Source organism: Methylobacillus methanolivorans (genome assembly GCF_054588515.1).
Map to the genome: position 1 here is coordinate 1,233,344 of NZ_BAAILT010000002.1, position 17,258 is coordinate 1,250,601.

The 17,258-nt window shown below is 48.7% G+C and carries 16 protein-coding genes; 4 read left to right on the forward strand and 12 right to left on the reverse strand.

Annotation, left to right across the window (positions count from 1 at the left end; translation table 11 throughout):
• Positions 1-31: 31 nt before the first annotated feature.
• From cheD to flhD, 12 genes are all read right to left on the reverse strand, one after another.
• On the reverse strand, positions 32-643 hold the full coding sequence (gene cheD, locus LG202_RS07110) for a chemoreceptor glutamine deamidase CheD (RefSeq protein WP_230348067.1): 612 nt from the start codon (positions 641-643) through the stop codon (positions 32-34).
• A 2-nt stretch (positions 644-645) separates the two neighbouring features.
• A complete protein-coding gene (locus LG202_RS07115; protein ID WP_459724543.1) occupies positions 646-1,524 on the reverse strand; it encodes a CheR family methyltransferase in 879 nt (292 codons plus the stop codon).
• A complete protein-coding gene (locus LG202_RS07120; protein ID WP_230347695.1) occupies positions 1,524-3,431 on the reverse strand; it encodes a methyl-accepting chemotaxis protein in 1,908 nt (635 codons plus the stop codon). The genes LG202_RS07115 and LG202_RS07120 overlap by 1 nt, the downstream gene beginning before the upstream one ends.
• 64 nt (positions 3,432-3,495) lie before the next feature.
• Complete coding sequence (locus LG202_RS07125) at positions 3,496-4,023, reverse strand: chemotaxis protein CheW (RefSeq protein ID WP_230347696.1); 528 nt, start codon at positions 4,021-4,023, stop codon at positions 3,496-3,498.
• An 11-nt stretch (positions 4,024-4,034) separates the two neighbouring features.
• The gene (locus tag LG202_RS07130) at positions 4,035-6,404 is read right to left on the reverse strand and encodes a chemotaxis protein CheW (RefSeq protein WP_230347697.1); all 2,370 of its coding nucleotides are present in this window, start codon (positions 6,402-6,404) and stop codon (positions 4,035-4,037) included.
• Between the two features lie 66 nt (positions 6,405-6,470).
• On the reverse strand, positions 6,471-6,836 hold the full coding sequence (locus LG202_RS07135; protein ID WP_230347698.1) for a response regulator: 366 nt from the start codon (positions 6,834-6,836) through the stop codon (positions 6,471-6,473).
• 73 nt (positions 6,837-6,909) lie between these two features.
• Positions 6,910-7,458, reverse strand: a complete 549-nt coding sequence (locus tag LG202_RS07140; protein WP_230347699.1) for a chemotaxis protein — start codon at positions 7,456-7,458, stop codon at positions 6,910-6,912.
• A 70-nt stretch (positions 7,459-7,528) separates the two neighbouring features.
• On the reverse strand, positions 7,529-8,452 hold the full coding sequence (gene motB, locus LG202_RS07145) for a flagellar motor protein MotB (RefSeq protein ID WP_230347700.1): 924 nt from the start codon (positions 8,450-8,452) through the stop codon (positions 7,529-7,531).
• A 15-nt stretch (positions 8,453-8,467) separates the two neighbouring features.
• A complete protein-coding gene (gene motA, locus LG202_RS07150; protein ID WP_230347701.1) occupies positions 8,468-9,328 on the reverse strand; it encodes a flagellar motor stator protein MotA in 861 nt (286 codons plus the stop codon).
• 157 nt (positions 9,329-9,485) lie between these two features.
• Positions 9,486-10,289, reverse strand: coding sequence for a class I SAM-dependent methyltransferase (locus LG202_RS07155; protein ID WP_230347702.1), 804 nt, complete (start codon positions 10,287-10,289; stop codon positions 9,486-9,488).
• 38 nt (positions 10,290-10,327) lie between these two features.
• Positions 10,328-10,876, reverse strand: coding sequence for a flagellar transcriptional regulator FlhC (gene flhC, locus LG202_RS07160; protein WP_230348068.1), 549 nt, complete (start codon positions 10,874-10,876; stop codon positions 10,328-10,330).
• 56 nt (positions 10,877-10,932) lie between these two features.
• Positions 10,933-11,250 (reverse strand): flagellar transcriptional regulator FlhD, encoded by a 318-nt coding sequence (gene flhD / locus LG202_RS07165; protein WP_230347703.1) that lies wholly within the window; start codon positions 11,248-11,250, stop codon positions 10,933-10,935.
• A gap of 565 nt (positions 11,251-11,815) precedes the next feature.
• On the opposite strand from flhD, the gene flhB reads away from it, so the two are divergent.
• The 4 genes from flhB to LG202_RS07185 are packed head-to-tail and all read left to right on the forward strand — an operon-like array spanning position 11,816 to position 17,249.
• Positions 11,816-12,961: a flagellar biosynthesis protein FlhB gene (flhB, locus tag LG202_RS07170; protein WP_230347704.1), complete on the forward strand. Its 1,146-nt coding sequence runs from the start codon at positions 11,816-11,818 to the stop codon at positions 12,959-12,961.
• A 3-nt stretch (positions 12,962-12,964) separates the two neighbouring features.
• Positions 12,965-15,037 carry a flagellar biosynthesis protein FlhA gene (flhA, locus tag LG202_RS07175; RefSeq protein WP_230347705.1) on the forward strand — a complete coding sequence of 691 codons (2,073 nt, stop codon included), beginning with the start codon at positions 12,965-12,967 and terminating at the stop codon, positions 15,035-15,037.
• Positions 15,034-16,428 (forward strand): flagellar biosynthesis protein FlhF, encoded by a 1,395-nt coding sequence (gene flhF, locus LG202_RS07180; RefSeq protein ID WP_230347706.1) that lies wholly within the window; start codon positions 15,034-15,036, stop codon positions 16,426-16,428. The genes flhA and flhF overlap by 4 nt, the downstream gene beginning before the upstream one ends.
• The gene (locus LG202_RS07185; RefSeq protein ID WP_230347707.1) at positions 16,425-17,249 is read left to right on the forward strand and encodes a MinD/ParA family ATP-binding protein; all 825 of its coding nucleotides are present in this window, start codon (positions 16,425-16,427) and stop codon (positions 17,247-17,249) included. The genes flhF and LG202_RS07185 overlap by 4 nt, the downstream gene beginning before the upstream one ends.
• The last annotated feature ends 9 nt before the right edge of the window (positions 17,250-17,258 follow it).

Genomic DNA, 17,258 nt, shown 5'->3' on the forward strand with positions numbered 1-17,258 from the left:
GTGGCACTGGTCTCCTCCCAGTCACCATCGATTAAAACAACTCTACATCGCCAGCCACCTTGTTGGTCTTGAGCTTGTTGGCATAGCTTTCTTCACGCGATATCAGAGTATTGTTATGCATTTGTTTGAGTTTCTTGACTAAGACTCGCCCTGTTTTAGGGAAAAAATAAACTTTGCGGGGATAAATATCATTTAAATCCTCCCCCACGATGCGAATATTCTCGTCGCGCAAATATTTCTTCACAAAAACTGCATTTTTCTCGCCGACATTGATTGCAGTAAATCCACTCAACACATTGCCACCACCAAAAACTTTGGCTTCTAGGTTTTCTCTGCGTGCGCCCTGTTTCAACAATTGGTTGATCAACACTTCCATGGCATACGTTCCATAGCGAGCAGACTCTGAAACAGGATTGTTCGCATCAGCAGCGCTACCTTCAGGTAGCATGAAATGATTCATGCCTCCAATGCCTGACACCCTATCGCGAATACATGCAGAGACACAGGACCCTAGCACAGTCACAATCACGAGATCCTTGTTTGTTGTGTAATACTCTCCTGGCAAAATCTTGGCAGCTTCACAATTGAAGGTTTTATCAAAATATAAATTGGTGGCCAACTGCTCTTCTATTGGACTGGCCATACTCAACCTCCACGCTGATTGAGGGTATATACCGTCTTGCCTAGGAGCCTGAATGCATCAGTCGCATAAAGGAAGTTTTCAGAATGCCCCGCAAACAGTAAGCCGTTAGGCTTCATAAGCGGAACAAAGCGCTTGAGAATAGTGGATTGAGTTGGTTTATCAAAATAAATCATGACATTACGACAGAATATCGCGTCAAACTGACCATTAACAGGCCAACTACTACTAAGTAGATTTAATGGCTTGAAGGTGATCAATTTACGCAAATCATCGCGTACACGTACTAGGCCCTGTTGCCTACCTGTTCCTCGCAAAAAGAACTTTTTCTTCTGCTCCATGGGCAGCTTTTCAATACGGTCATCGCTATAAATTCCCGCCGCTGCAGTTGCCAAGACATTAGTATCAATATCGGTAGCAATGATCTCGACTGGGGGACGCAAAGTGCCAAATGCTTCGCACGCTGTCATGGCCAGACTGTAAGGCTCCTCACCTGTTGAACTCGCACAGCACCAAATAGAAATCGGCTGTGCTGCCTTACGAATATGTTCGGCCAGGATAGGAAAGTGATGATGTTCGCGAAAAAATGAAGTGAGATTTGTCGTCAATGCATTCGTGAATGCCTCCCACTCATCAGAGGCAGCCTCGCTTTCCAGCATATCCAGATAACGAGTGAAATTGGAAATACCTGTAGCCCTCAACCGCCTAGCTAAACGGCTATAGACCATTTCATGCTTGGAGTCTGAAAGGGAAATGCCCGCTGCTTGATAGATCAGCTTACGAACACGGGAAAAATCCGCCTCGGTAAACTCAAACTCCTTGCCAGCATTTGCCTTGGTTACTGTACTTGCACTCAATTCAGCACTCCTCTGTGCACTTACCATCAAAACTCTTCCCATTCATCACTGGAAAGATCTGGCCCAATCACTTTTTTGGGTGGTACAGATTTGGCAGCAGGAGTGGAAGCAGTACCCACGTCCTTACTCTTGGCTTTCGTCGCCATGGCTATCTTTGGTTTTGCCACTGTTGCTCCAGCCTCAATCTTCGGTTTTGCGATGGCAGTGACTTTAGCCTGTACTATGGATTGGGGCTCCTGTAACACATCCCGACCATTGCCAAGCTTGAAAACACTTGCTGCACGCTCAAGTTGGGACACATCTCCTTTCAATGCTTCTGCGGCTGCAGCCGACTCCTCAACCAAAGCAGCATTTCGCTGAGTAACTTCATCCATCTCATTCACGGCATGGTTCACTTGATCGATACCAGAACTTTGCTCGGTAGAGGCTGCGGATATTTCCGCCATGATATCGGTTACATTACGCACGGAAGACACGATTTCGGCCATGGTCGTCCCCGCTTGGTCAACAAAGACCACACCTGCTTCGACCCGCTCCACAGAATCGGAAATCAACCCCTTGATTTCCTTCGCTGCAGCGGCTGAACGTTGTGCCAGATTGCGGACTTCGCTTGCCACCACGGCGAACCCACGCCCCTGTTCGCCGGCACGGGCTGCTTCAACAGCAGCATTTAAGGCCAAGATATTGGTCTGGAAAGCGATGCCATCAATTACGCCGATAATATCCACAATCTTGCGGGAGCTTTCCTTGATCGAACCCATGGTGCTCACAACCTGATCTACCACTTGCCCACCACGTACTGCAGATTCAGAGGCTGTAATCACCAACTGGTTAGCTTGCCTTGCATTGTCAGCATTTTGACGTACGGTAGAAGTCAGCTCCTCCATAGAACTCGCTGTTTCTTCCAAGCTTGAAGCCTGTGACTCAGTACGCGAAGAGAGATCAGCATTACCAGAGGAAATTTCGCTGGTTGCCACCAGCATCGTATCTGTACTGCCTCGTACTTCTGTCACCAGCTTGCGTAACTCTTGAATCATGAAGCGAATGCCAACCAGCAACTTGCCTGGTTCATCAGACGCATTCTCGTTGATCATATCGAGCAGATCGTTCGGCCGCGGTGCCAGATCGCCCTTTGAAACACGTCCAATCACTCGAATGCCGTAATTGATCGGCTCGATGATGGAGACTGTAATAACCCTGGCAAAGATCACTCCCATCAATATAGCCACTAAGCCAAGAACAATAATCAAGATACGCCCTTGAATACTGGAACTCTTGTTGGCTGCTGCCAGCTCTTGAGCTCGGTTACGTTCATATTGCAACAACTGGCTCATCGCATCTTGATAAGCATCGCGAGCAGATTGAAATTGGCTATCTACGCTCTCATAGAATGCTTTTTCATCGGACATCAGCTTGTTGGTCACATTACGCTTTTCTTCTAGGCTTACCTGCTCATTTGTCAGCCACCGTTCAAGCGCTGCTACCCGGATATTTAACGCAACCCTCACCTTGAAAGCTTCAGTGCGTACATTGCGATAATCTTCTCGTGCCTTGTTAACTTTCTCCAGAAAAGGCTGATATTCTGGCTCTTTCATAGACTCCAAAGCTTGAGCCTGTAACTTGTCTACCTCTTTTGAATACTCATCCATCTTACGCAGGAAATAGGCCTCCTGATCTTGGCTGCGATTCCTGATATAGGCAACCGCGTTGATGATATTCATATTGGTATATAACTTCCAATCGTTCAACAGTCCTTGCTTAGTCGCAGATTCAGCAACGATGGCATCTGTACGATTGCTCATAGAAGTCATCAACACCAAGCTGAGAATCACAATGGCTCCCAGCAACACCAGCAGAGATCCAAAACCGATCACCAAGCGCCTAGTGATTTTCTGGCCATACATATAGTTCATTAATGGATTCAGTAGCTTCATTTCTAATCTCCGCCCTTCAAGTTCAATCAGGTCTGTATCTATATACTTTTTTTATAATTGGTTACTAAGCGCCAGCGACAATATGATCAACCAAGCCCATTTCAGAACTGGTCATCAGCTTGTCGATATCTACCAGGATCAGCATCCTGTCATCCAGCGTACCCAACCCAATCAGGTAATCTGTACTCAGAATAGATCCCATCTCCGGTGCTGGCTTAATCTGCTGTGGGCTCAATGTCGTCACGTCAGAAACGCTATCCACCACAATCCCGGTCACGCGATTATTGATATTGAGAATAATGACAACCGTAAACTGATCATAGGTAGGCGTCCCCAGGTTAAACCTGATACGCATATCAACAATAGGCACAATAATGCCCCGCAGGTTAATCACGCCCTTGATGAAGTCAGGCGCATTAACAATCCTGGTGACACTTTCATATCCGCGAATTTCCTGCACCTTGAGAATATCGATGCCGTACTCCTCACTTCCCAGCGTGAAAGCTAAAAACTCACTGCTTTCAACTTGCGCTGCCCCTGATGGAACCGGTTGTGACTGATTCTCTGTTTTACTGCTTGTTGGTTCTAACATGACAACACCTCTTAATGAATGGAAGCTTCCGTGATCAACTGCCTACTGGAGCGCAATAAGTTGGTCACATCAAGAATCAGGGAAACACCACCATCACCGAGAATGGTAGCGCCAGAAATACCTGCAACCTTACGGTAATTCGACTCAAGGTTTTTGACGACAACCTGCTGCTGCCCAACCAGCTCGTCCACGAATAATGCAGCCTTTTTGCCATCGGCCTGAACCACGACCAAGATACCGTCCTCAGGTTCACGATAAAGCGGCTCAATATCAAACATCTGATATAACGGAATCAAGGGGAGATAATCCTCACGCACCTTGACCAGACGGCCCTGCCCTGTCACATCTTTGACATCGCTAGCAGATGGCTGCAGTGACTCGACTACAAAGCTCAGCGGCAGAATGTATACCTCCTCACCTACACGTACCGACATACCATCAAGAATCGCCAAGGTTAACGGCAAAGAAATGGAAATCGTCGTGCCATACCCCGCAGCAGAACGAATATCTACCACGCCACCCATGGCAGTGATATTGCGCTTTACCACATCCATACCCACGCCACGACCAGAAACATCCGTGACCTTTTCCGCTGTAGAGAATCCAGGAGCAAAGATCAATTGCCAAACATCCCCGTCGGGCATGTTATCTGACACATTCAGACCAGAGGATTTTGCCTTGGCAAGAATACGCTCACGATTGAGGCCACCTCCATCATCACTCACCTCAATCACGATATTGCCGCCCTGGTGGCCCGCAGAAAGTGCAAGCCGCCCGATAGGGTTTTTGCCAGCAGCAGCACGCACCTCGGGGGACTCTACGCCATGGTCAATACTATTGCGCACCAAGTGTGTCAAAGGATCAACAATGCGCTCTATCAAGCCTTTATCCAGCTCAGTAGCTGCTCCATTGGTGACAAACTCAACCTTCTTGCCAAGCTTGCTGGCAAGATCCCGTACCATGCGGGGAAACCTGGAAAATACATAATCCATCGGCATCATACGGATCGACATTACGGCCTCTTGCAGATCCCGAGTATTACGAGTCAACTGCCCAACACTATTGAGTAATCGCTCATGCAACATGGGATCCAGTGATCCTGTGCGTTGCTCTATCATGGCTTGTGTAATGACCAACTCCCCGACCAGATTGATCAGTTGATCGACCTTCTCAATACCAACACGAATAGATGTTGTCTCCTGGCTGGCTGCGGCCTTATCTGCTTCTCGACGTGGCGCAACACGCTTATTTTCCAGCGGAGCCTCCTTCACCTGAACAACTGTTTCAGGCTTGGGCACTGGATCAGGGGCCACCTTTGCGACATGATTGGAGTCAAACAATCCAAAATCCCCCTCATCCAGAGGATTAGCTTTTGCCTGGGCTGGCTGTGGCTGGATAGCTTCCACTTCAGGAGCAGCCTCTTGCGTAGTCACCCTGATCTTATCTACATCCACGACAAATGAACTGACAGCAAGGATACTGTCGCGACTTTCCTCAGTTTCCAACCACAGAGCATGTAGGTTACCCACGACCGGCTGCACAAATACTTTGCCCAGCAACTCAAGCTCGGCTATCAAGGTCGCCCAATCCTTTTCCAGGACTTCTGGCACTTCAATCAAAAAGCCCGACTGGCCGCTAACAGTGTTTTTACCCTGAGCCTGGCTGACAAGATTATCGGCACCAAGCTCAGTAATGCTTAAATCATCGGCGTCAATAATAAAAGAGCAAATTGCCACGATATTGTCCACGCTTTCCTCCGTGGCAAGCTTAAGCACATGCCGCTTACCCTCAGGAGGTAAGGATTCCACTTCCCCAAGCAGCTTTAGCTCTTCCGTCAGGGCAATCACATCCTTTTCTGGCAACTCAGGAAGTTGCACCTGATATTGCTTGGTCGCACTATCTACCTGGGTCGCCGCCTTAGTAGGCTTGATTTCTTCAGACTTTTCTACAGCCAAAGACAATGCCTGCGGAGGGGGGGCAATCGCTTGTCCGCCTTCTTGCGCCAGGGTATGCAATGTCACCTTGATATCACTCACCGCATCCTCATCAACCGCGCTACCATTGCGATGACCATCCAACTGCATTTTCAAGATATCCTTGGCAGCGAGAAACACGTCTACATGCTCAGCCTGTAACTTCATCTCGTTCTTACGAATCCGATCAAGTAGGTTCTCAAGCACATGAGTAATTTCGGTCATGTCGGTCATGCCAAAAGTCGCCGCGCCGCCCTTGATGGAGTGTGCTGCGCGAAAAATGGCATTGAGATCCTCAGAACTCGGGTTCTCAATATCAAGTTCGAGTAGCAAACGCTCAGCTTCAGCCAGCAATTCATCCGACTCATCGAAGAACACTTGGTAAAACTGGCTCATATCAATTGTCATTGTTCAACTCCAGATTGGTTCATGCTGACTCCCCACAAGGAGACGCCTTTTTGCAATACACTCACATCATCCAATGACGCGCTGAACAACATCCAGTAAACGCTTGGGATCAAATGGCTTGACCAACCACCCTGTTGCTCCAGCAGCCTTACCTAATGCCTTCATTTCATCACTAGACTCTGTTGTTAACATTAATATCGGCACTTTCTGGTAAGAACTGAGGCTACGCAGCGATTTAATCAGCGTTAGGCCATCCATTCTCGGCATATTCTGGTCGGTCAGCACCAGATCCACGACTTGGGTCTGCGCCTTGCTCAGTGCATCCTCCCCGTCAACAGCCTCTATCACTTGATATCCAGCGGCATTCAGGCTGAATACCACCATCTGTCTCAACGACCCGGAATCATCGACAGCAAGTATTGTTTTTCCCATATCATTCAATCCTCGTTCTTGCGCGCCTGCGCGCTCCCTGGCACGTAACACCTGACATCATTAAAAGAACAAACTAAAACAGCTCAATATCACCTGCTCCCATATGCTGCTGATTCACGGATGACTGCAAATCACGATGCATAGAGGCACGTCTTTCGTTGAGGGATTCACTCATCCGTTGCAAAATAGCCGCAATATCTTCATGTGAATGCCCTGAAACCAGAGACTCATGCTGATCGGCCATGCCAAGGAGCAACAGCTTTAGCCCGCCTACACGTGCAAGTGCACGCGTTAGCAATTGGTTGGTCATGTCCTCAAACTGCATGCCCGTGACAACCCGATTGACTTCACTTTCAATCTGGCGGCTATACATCGCCACCTCGGCGATATGTTGCTGGGACAGCTGCGTACTCACACTTAAACTCAACAATATTTGCTGCTGTGCCTGGGCCGCCCGGTTGATAGACATAAAGCCATCCACCAACATGCTTATTGCCTCATGCAATAATCCATTGGCACGACTGAGGTCTGTTTCAACATGCTCAAGATGCTCTTCACCCCAGCCCCCCAGGCTGACCAGTAACTCTTTTAATTCATCTATGGGTATAGTCTGACTTACCATATAAGCTATCCTGTCCAGACTGCCTTCAGTCTGTGAAAAAACAAGAGAAAATCCTACTTGATTAATATCATCACTGGTTAAAGCTTTCCGTCAAAGCAGGGACTTCACCAGCTTTCTCTACTTCGGCAGAACCGTTGTCACTGATTGTCTCCTCTTCAGTCTTCTTGTTCATGATGATAATGCTGATTCGACGATTAACGGGATTCAATGGATTATCCTTATCGAACAACACAGCAGAGGATAACCCCACTACACGCAATACTTTTTCTTCTTTCATTCCACCAGAAACCAACTCACGACGTGAGGCATTGGCACGATCCGATGATAACTCCCAGTTACTATAAAAACGCTCGCCACTAGGATAAGGCGCTGCATCAGTATGTCCGGAAAGACTGATTTTATTGGGTACGTCATTCAGCAATTGACCAATCTCGTGCAGAATTTGCCGGGCGTATGGCTGCAACTCTGCCTTGGACGAAGCAAACATGGGGCGATTTTGCTCATCCACAATCTGGATACGCAATCCCTCTGTCGTAATATCCAGCAACAACTGCTTTTTAAAAGGTTGCAAGGTAGCACTTGAATCAATGGCTTGCTCAATGCGTTTTTTCAGCTCCTTGAGTTTCTGCATCTCAGCCTTGGCTACCGCTTCCTTTGCTGTCTTAAGGTCTGGCTTTTTCTTGGAGGTAATATCATCAGCTTTTCTGATCTGGCCTTGAGACTTAGTCATATCAGTACCACCACCCTTGAGCACACTCTCACTAGCACCAACAGATGCTCCGCCTTGCATCGCTACTTTCAGGGGTGTCTTGAAATACTCCGAAATTCCCTCAAGATCTGATTTGCTGGTGGAGCCCAACAACCACATCAAGAGAAAGAACGCCATCATTGCCGTCACAAAGTCGGCATACGCTATTTTCCACGCACCACCATGATGACCACCGCCGTGCTTGTTAACACGCTTGACGATAATTTTGACGTTTTCCTGGGCCATATTGCTCTCCGCGTACTAACGTGCCTTGGCCTGTTTTACATGGGCTTCAAGTTCAGCAAATTCTGGGCGCTCTGTCGAATACAACACTTTACGACCAAACTCCACGGCAATCGCAGGGGCATAACTGTTGAGACTGGCAAGAAAAGTGACCTTCGCACATTGAAACATCTTGGAGGACTCATCTGCCTTGCGCTCAAGCAAACTAGCCAAGGGACCTACAAAACCATACGCAAGAAGAATCCCAAGAAATGTTCCTACCAGGGCATGAGCAATCAGCATCCCCAACTCACTGGGCGGCAAGCCGACTGATTCCATGGTATGCACCACCCCCATGACCGCAGCCACGATACCGAAAGCAGGCATACCATCTCCCAAGCGAGCAATACAGTGAGAAGGCACCATACTTTCATGATGGTGAGTGTCAATTTCGTTATCCATGAGATTCTCGATCTGAAATGCATCCATGTTGCCCGACGACATCAATCGCAGATAATCACAGATAAAATCCATCAGATGATGGTCAGACAGAACATCGGGATACTTGGAAAATATCTGGCTGCTCTCAGGGTTTTCGATGTCGCTCTCGATCGACATCATCCCGTCACGGCGAATCTTGGTGAGAATTTCGAAAAGTAGCGCCAGTAAATCCATATAGCGCGATTTGGTATATTTAGAGCCCTTGAAAACAGTAGGCAAGGCTTTGAGGGTTGCCTTAATGGCTTTGGCATCATTTCCAACGAGGAATGCCCCGATAGCTGCCCCCCCGATCATGAGAAGTTCCAATGGTTGAAACAAGGCTGCCAAATGCCCTCCTGCCATGGCAAACCCACCAAAGACACTTCCCATTACTACCAGATACCCCGCTATCACCAGCATATCAGCAAGCTCCGCTCGGGTTTCACAGACCCGACTTTTAAGTTCTTTTCAGCATAGCAATCAAGCGGATGTTCTGATCGCGGTAATTGAAATGCAATAACCCTTTATATCTGAACCATCATGGCCTGACTGCCTCCTAAAGCGCAATGTTGCACGCTTATAATTCCCATACAAAAATACTGGCAGCATCTGCATCCAGCCTATCTTGAATCTGAAATTTAGGAGGCACTCCCGGAATTTCAAACTCATAGCTGATCAGCAAACTTCCTGCCTGCATTTCCTGTGCAGCTTTGTGCCAAAGATCAGGCATTGCCGCTGGGGAAAGGTACGCAAAGACGATGTCGTACTCAGAAAGGTTAACGGCCTGGTAATCACCATACTTGAATATTGCGGGGGATTTTTTTAGTGTGCCCAATAAGACGCTAATCAGCCATGGTAAAGGAGCTAGCTCAATTCCGACACATCTAGAGAGAGGACACTCTCGTGCCAGATACATCACAAGCCCCCCCATGCCACTCCCGATATCAAGCACCTTGACGGATTTGTCTTGAGGTATCAACTCCTTAACTTTGCGCCAAGTCACAGGCAGGGATGGATAAAAAGGCACCTGAGTACGGTAAGTGCTCCAAAACAAAGCCAAGGTAAAACAAAATGCCAGCAAATATATCCATGCTGGCAATTGCCATTGCAACATGACTAGAATAGCCAGTGGAAAAAACAGATGTATCAGGCGCCACCATACAGCCATTGCAGCAATAACCGACAAAGCACTGGCAAATAAGCCCTGCATCACAAACAAGCCCCAGACCGGGAAAATCTCACCCTCCAACCACCACTGGAGTTTAGATGCCCCACAGACCATGCCCAAAGCTACTAGTTGAATAAAAAAAGCCAGGATAGCGGGGGGAAACCGCTTCCTGGCACCACTCAACTTCCGGCCTACCCCTTGCTTACGCAGCACGGGCAAAATCCTTAAAAAGCTTTAACTCCATACCTGCACTATGCAATCAATGCAGCAGCCAACTCCTTGGCCTTTTTGGTCTTGCCTGCACGAGAAGGAACATGGCAAAGATTGCATTGATATTGATCATGTAAATCGTAGGCATTGACCACAAACTCGCCCCCACAGCAACTACAGCGCTGCATTTTCAACATATTGCTATCAAGGAAACGTACGAGCGTCCAAGCACGCGTTAGCGACAACACCACCTCATCGTCAGGCTCACTGCCCACTTGCTGCAAATACAGCTTATAGGCCTTCATCACGGCCGAAATCCCCGTCACTGCTGCATGCTGAATCAGGAAGTGATAAATGTTCACAAAAATAGAAGAATGAATATTAGGCTGCCAAGTGAGAAACCAGTCAGTCGAGAATGGAAGCATACCCTTAGGCGGCGACATCCCCTTGATTTCCTTATATAACTTGATCAAACGCTCACGAGACAATGTTGTCTGAGACTCAAGCAGTTGCAGCCTTGCACCCAGATGAATCATTTGAATTGCCAATTGAATTTGCTCGGCTTCATTGATGACACTCTTGCTCATGATACTCCCCAATAGCTTAATAAACTGAACGCAACAGCCGACTTTATTTTTAAAACCGATCAGGCTATTTCTTCAACACCCTGGCCTGCCATCAAGATAGCTGCATGCGCTTGCGCCTGCATCCGGTCCTTGGTGTAGCTGGTCAACATACCAAGAATCGCAGCGTCATCGAAACGGAAGCGGGTCAGCATCATATTGAAGCTGCTGAGCTTGAGAAGTTGTGCATTACTTAGGCTTTCCAGCAGGTCTGCAATGTCCTGACTCAAGCCCAGACGAAAAATTGCAGTCGCTTTATCTGCACGAATCATTTGTTGCGCAAGCATCAGATAACTGAGGTTAGCATCTTTGATTTCCGCCATGATTTCTTGTTCGTTCATTTTCCAGCTCCCTTGCTTGAAAAGTCAGCGCCGCTAAATGCAGTGCAGGTGAGGCGTACTTTGAACTTTTTAAGATGAGGCAAAAACTGGTGTTCGTCGGTTTTTTTCGTAAGACGAGCGAGCATAGCCGATACAGTGTTTGTCTTACAAACACTGTATCGGCCTTGGGAGACAAGACTTTTAAAGGAGGTGAAACGTTAATTCTTAACTACAAACTAAATTCAGCGAACTACATCCTTTAAAAAATATTTTGGCAATCATATCCACTTAACGGCATGACTAAATCAATCTTTAGGGTAAAGTTATGAAAATTTTTGATAATTTCATAAGTTATTGATTAATAATAAATAAATTGATAAATTTTTTACTCTCTTATTTGGTTAACGGCGAGGTTTTTCCAAACTTTAGGTTTTTTTGAAAATTTTTTTAAACTTTTCTATCAGGAATAACTGGTTTTCCCCCTTCTATTCTTCGATTCCATTATTTTCTTCGTGACGAATAATGCAGCCATCAATGCAAGACAGCATGTCATTCACGCTGTCTTCATCAAGAAGGATAGAAAAGCATGGCGCAAGATAGTGATTTGGAAAAAACAGAACAGCCCACGCCGCGACGCATAGAAAAGGCGCGCGGGGATGGTGATGTTCCTCGCTCACGTGAGTTTTCCACTTGTGTTGTGCTGATGACTGGAGGTTTGGGCCTAATGATGATGAGCGGCCGCCTTAATCAAGCCATGCTGAGCAATATGAGTAGCAATCTGCGCGTCAGCCGTGAGGCTGCATTTGATTTCAGTTTGTTGCTCAGCAAAATTGCCAACGGCATCCTGGATTTGCTGATCGCTTTTGCCCCATTGGTCTTGTTGTTATTGATTGTGATTGTGGGAGCCCCAGTGCTGGTCGGCGGGTGGAACTTCAGTAATAAAGCCTTTATGCCAAAGTTTGGCAAACTCAATCCACTCAATGGCATCAAGAATCTATTTTCAAAAAACTCTCTGGTTGAGTTGGTCAAGGCCGTTTTAAAAGCAACTTTAGTAGGTACGGTTTCTTATATGGTGATGTCTCACGACTTTGACACCATCCTTTCTCTAGCAACACAACCACTGGAAACAGGGATTGCCCAGGTAGATGGCATTCTGATTAAAGGCTTCCTATTTATAGTGTCCGCACTGGTATTGATTGCCCTGATTGATGTGCCTTATCAACGCTGGAGCTATACCAACAAGCTCAAGATGACTAAGGAAGAGGTCAAGCAAGAAGCGAAGGAAAGCGATGGCAACCCGCAGATCAAGGGACGTATTCGTCAGCAACAACGTGAAATTGCACGCCGCCGCATGATGTCGGAGATTCCAAAAGCAGATGTCGTGATTACCAACCCGACTCACTATGCTGTAGCGATTAAATATGATGATCACTCCATGGGTGCCCCTCGCGTCATTGCAAAGGGTGCTGATGACATTGCCCTCAAGATCAGGGAAATTGCCAGCGAGCATAAAGTGCCTACGCTGGAATCCCCGAAACTGGCACGTGCACTATTCGCTCATACGGAATTAGGCGACGAAATCCCGCAAGCCCTGTATGCAGCGGTGGCAGAAATTCTCGCCTACATCTTCCAGCTTCGTCATTACAAGACCCATGGCGGCTATTACCCCGATATGCCTAACGCACTGGATGTTCCTGATGCCATGGATCCGCACCTGAAAGGAGCAAACTAAGTCATGAATGCCTTCAAACTCCCTTCATGGTTGAATGGCGGCGCCTCCATGGCAGCTCCACTGATTATCATCATGCTGCTCGCGATGATGATTCTGCCCTTGCCAGCCATCGCTCTGGATGCCTTGTTCAGCTTCAATATTGCACTTTCTATCCTGGTATTACTGGTCGGTTTGCAAACCTCAAAACCGCTGGATTTCATTGCATTTCCTACCATTTTGCTGGTTACCACCATGCTGCGTCTTTCGCTTAACGTCGCGTCGACCCGCGTGGTATTGACGGAAGGACACACAGGCCCAGATGCAGCAGGTAAAGTAATCGAGGCATTCGGCCATTTCCTGATCGGTGGTAATTACACCGTGGGTATCGTGGTATTTATTATCCTGACGATCATCAACTTTGTCGTCGTCACCAAGGGTGCTGGCCGTATTGCCGAAGTCGGCGCACGCTTTACTCTAGATGCGATGCCCGGTAAGCAAATGGCGATTGATGCTGATTTGAATGCCGGCCTGATTGGGGAAGAAGAAGCCCGCAAGCGTCGTAAAGAGATTGGTCAAGAAGCCGAGTTTTATGGTGCGATGGACGGTGCCAGCAAGTATGTACGCGGCGATGCCGTGGCAGGCATATTGGTTATTGTAATCAATATCCTTGGCGGACTGATCGTCGGCATGATCCAGCACGACCTGAGTTTTGCCGATGCGGTGAAAAACTACACTCTGCTCGCGATTGGTGATGGCTTGGTAGCACAGATCCCAGCCCTCATCATTTCAGTGGCAGCTGGTGTGGTGGTATCCCGTGTGGCCGATGACCGCGATATCGGCAATCAATTGACGGAACAGCTCTTCGCCAATCCACGCGCCATCTATATCACCGCAGCCATTATTGCGGGCTTGGGATTGATTCCAGGTATGCCACATTTCGCCTTCCTGCTATTGGCAGGCTTACTCGCTGGCGTTGCTTATATGGCCGAGAAAAAACAGCAGACCCAGGAAGCCGAGCCTGAAAAAGCGCCCGCTCCAGTCGCTGACTCTCCTGAAGCTAGCTGGGATGATGTGATGCCTGTTGACGTGATTGGCCTGGAAGTAGGCTATCGCTTGATTCCTCTGGTAGACGTTGCCCAAGGTGGTGACTTGCTTAAGCGCATTAAGGGGTTACGCAAGAAATTTGCTCAGGAAGTTGGCTTCCTGCCACCCCCCATCCACATTCGCGACAACCTGGAACTGCGCCCTGCAGGCTATCGCATCACCTTGAAAGGTGTCGAGATCGGTAGCGGCGAATCTTTCCCAGGACAATATCTGGCGATTGATCCAGGCAATGTGACTGGCCCCTTGAGCGGCACAGCAACCACTGACCCTGCTTTTGGTTTGCCCGCTGTCTGGATTGAAGCTGGAATGCGTGATCAGGCGCAAGCCATGGGGTATACCGTGGTTGATACCAGCACCGTAATCGCTACACACCTCAATCACATGATTACATCCCATGCCGCGGAACTGTTAGGTCGCCAAGAAGTACAACAGTTGCTGGACCACGTGGGCAAGGAGTCTCCCAAACTGGTGGAAGACCTGGTGCCCAAAGCGCTCAGCCTATCCAGCGTACAGAAAGTGTTGCAGAACCTGCTGGTCGAAGGCGTGCATATCCGCGACATGCGCACCATTATCGAAACCCTGTCCGAGCATGGCCCACGCATCCAGGATACCGATGAGCTCACATCTTTAGTCCGCATTCAGCTAGGCCGTGCGATTGTGCAGCAGCTATTCCCTAGTGGTAATGAAGTACCCGTGATGACGCTGGATCACAACCTGGAGCGCTTGCTGATGCAGGCATTACAAGCCAGCGCTAATGGTGGTGCGGCCATTGAGCCTGGCTTGGCAGAAACCCTCTCCACCCAAACTGCCAATGCCGCCAAGCAACAAGAACAAATGGGCCTGGCCCCCGTGCTGCTAGTACCCGGCTCATTACGCACTGCATTATCCAAATTCCTGCGCCGTGCCACCCCGCGCTTGCGCGTGCTCTCGCATGAAGAACTTCCTGACACCAAAACCATACGCGTTACCAGCCTGATTGGAGGCCAAGCATGAACATCAAACGTTACTTCGGAAAAAACTCCCGCGAAGCCTTAAGCATGGTTAAGCAAGAACTGGGAGCCAATGCCGTCATTCTCTCCAACCGTGCCGTTGAAGGTGGTAACGAAATTCTCGCTTTCCGTGAGGAAGATATGGCCACATTGGTAGCGCGCGATAAACCAAAGCCGATAGCCGCAAAACCACAGCCCCAGACACCGGTTGGCGAAGAAACCCTGGTGTCTATGCTGAGCCGCAATCAGCGCATACTGAAAACCGCAGAGCCGCTGAATCATCAGGCATTGCAACAACAGCGTGCCCAGGCGGCCAGCAAACAAACCACACCACAAGCTCAACCGAAGGCTGTGGCTGCACAAGTCGCCAAGCCCGTGGTCAAGAACACTGCCAAACCGGTACGTGAGCAAATTGAGCAAGACAAGCTGAGCCAGCGTGAAATGGCGCAAATGATGCAAGAATTGCGTTCCATGCGTGGTGCCATCGAATCGCAGCTGACTGAGATCACTTGGGCCAATATCCAGCAGCGCGACCCTATTAAATCCAATGTGCTGAGCAAAATGATCTCCGCAGGGTTCAGTGCCGGCCTTTCTCGCCAAATTGCCGAGAAAGTACCTGCAGGCCACAGCGAAGCAGAAGCAAGCAAGTGGCTGCACAATGTGATTAGCAGCAACATTCACACCATCACCGACGAACAGCAAATCCTCGACCAGGGTGGTATTTATGCGCTGGTTGGCCCGACTGGCGTCGGCAAGACCACGACAACTGCCAAGCTGGCAGCACGCTTCGTGATGAAACATGGCGCTGGCAAGCTGGCGCTCATTACCACCGACTCCTATCGTATCGGTGGACACGAGCAATTGCGTATTTACGGCAAGATCCTCGGCGTGATGGTACATGCCGTCAAGGACGAAGCTGATCTGCGCATCGCCCTCAATGAACTCAAGGGCAAGCATACTATCCTGATCGACACCGTTGGCGTGAGTCAGCGTGATCGCATGGTGGCGGAACAAATTGCCATGCTCTCCAAGACAGGCTTGCCGATCAAGAAAATCCTGTGCATGAATGCCACCAGCTCTGGCGAAACCCTGGCTGATGTCATGGATGTCTACAAACGCTGCGGCCTCGATGGTTGCATCCTCACCAAGCTTGACGAGGCAGCGTCCATCGGCAGTGCACTCGACATCATCATGCGTGAGCGCCTCAGGCTTTATTACGTAGCCAACGGTCAGCGCGTCCCTGAAGACATCCATATTGCTAACAACACTTTCCTTGCACACCATGCCTTTAAGATGGCGCGCAAGAAGGCAGAACAATTTCAGTTTCGTGATGCAGAGATGCCATTCCTGATGGCGAATGTCGCCAGTAGCAATGTGACAGGAGACCGAGCATGATCCATGCACATAAAGATCAGGCATCAGGCCTGCGTCGCATGATGGCAGGCCCAAACCCCAGAGTCATCTCCCTGCTTTCAGCCGCCAGCAAAGCAGAACATGCCAGATTGATGACTAACCTCGCAGCGTCATTACATCGACAGGGCAACAAGGTATTGATTGTGGAAGCAACCAGCGCCTCCATGAATGAAGTCAGCCATTATGGCATTAATGGCGACCAAGGCACCCTACTCGAAGCTATCATGCGGCCAGAACTGCACCAACCATTAATAAACAATGACAGTGAGGGTTATTCTGTTGCAAAATTGCTGCCAGGAAATTCCGCCAGCCGTTTTCTGCAAAATGGCAATCTCAAACAACAAATCGAGCGGGTGTTCTCGGCCATGGCAAGCCAACACGACATCATCTTAGTTGATGCTGCGCTCACTATTCATGACACCATGCCACTAGATGTACTGCATCGTGGGGAGATACTGATACACATGACGCGAGATGTTGGCTCCATTACCCAAGCCTACACCCTGATCAAGCAATTGTGCCAACAGGTTGGTCGGCGCTCGTTTGACATCGTGGTCTCACACACAAGCGAATCCCAGGCACGTATTATCTTCAACAATATTGCAGAAGTTGCACGCCGCCACCTGCATATCGAACTCCATTTTGCTGGCCTGATTCCATCCGATGAGCATCTGGGTATCGCGGCAAAGCTGGGCCGCAGCGTCATTGAAGCATTCCCCATGACCAAGGCTTCGGCCGCATTTAAGGCATTAGCGGGCAAAATAGACCATAATCATGGTTTATTGGAAACGTCGCTCGGCTAAGAGGAATCT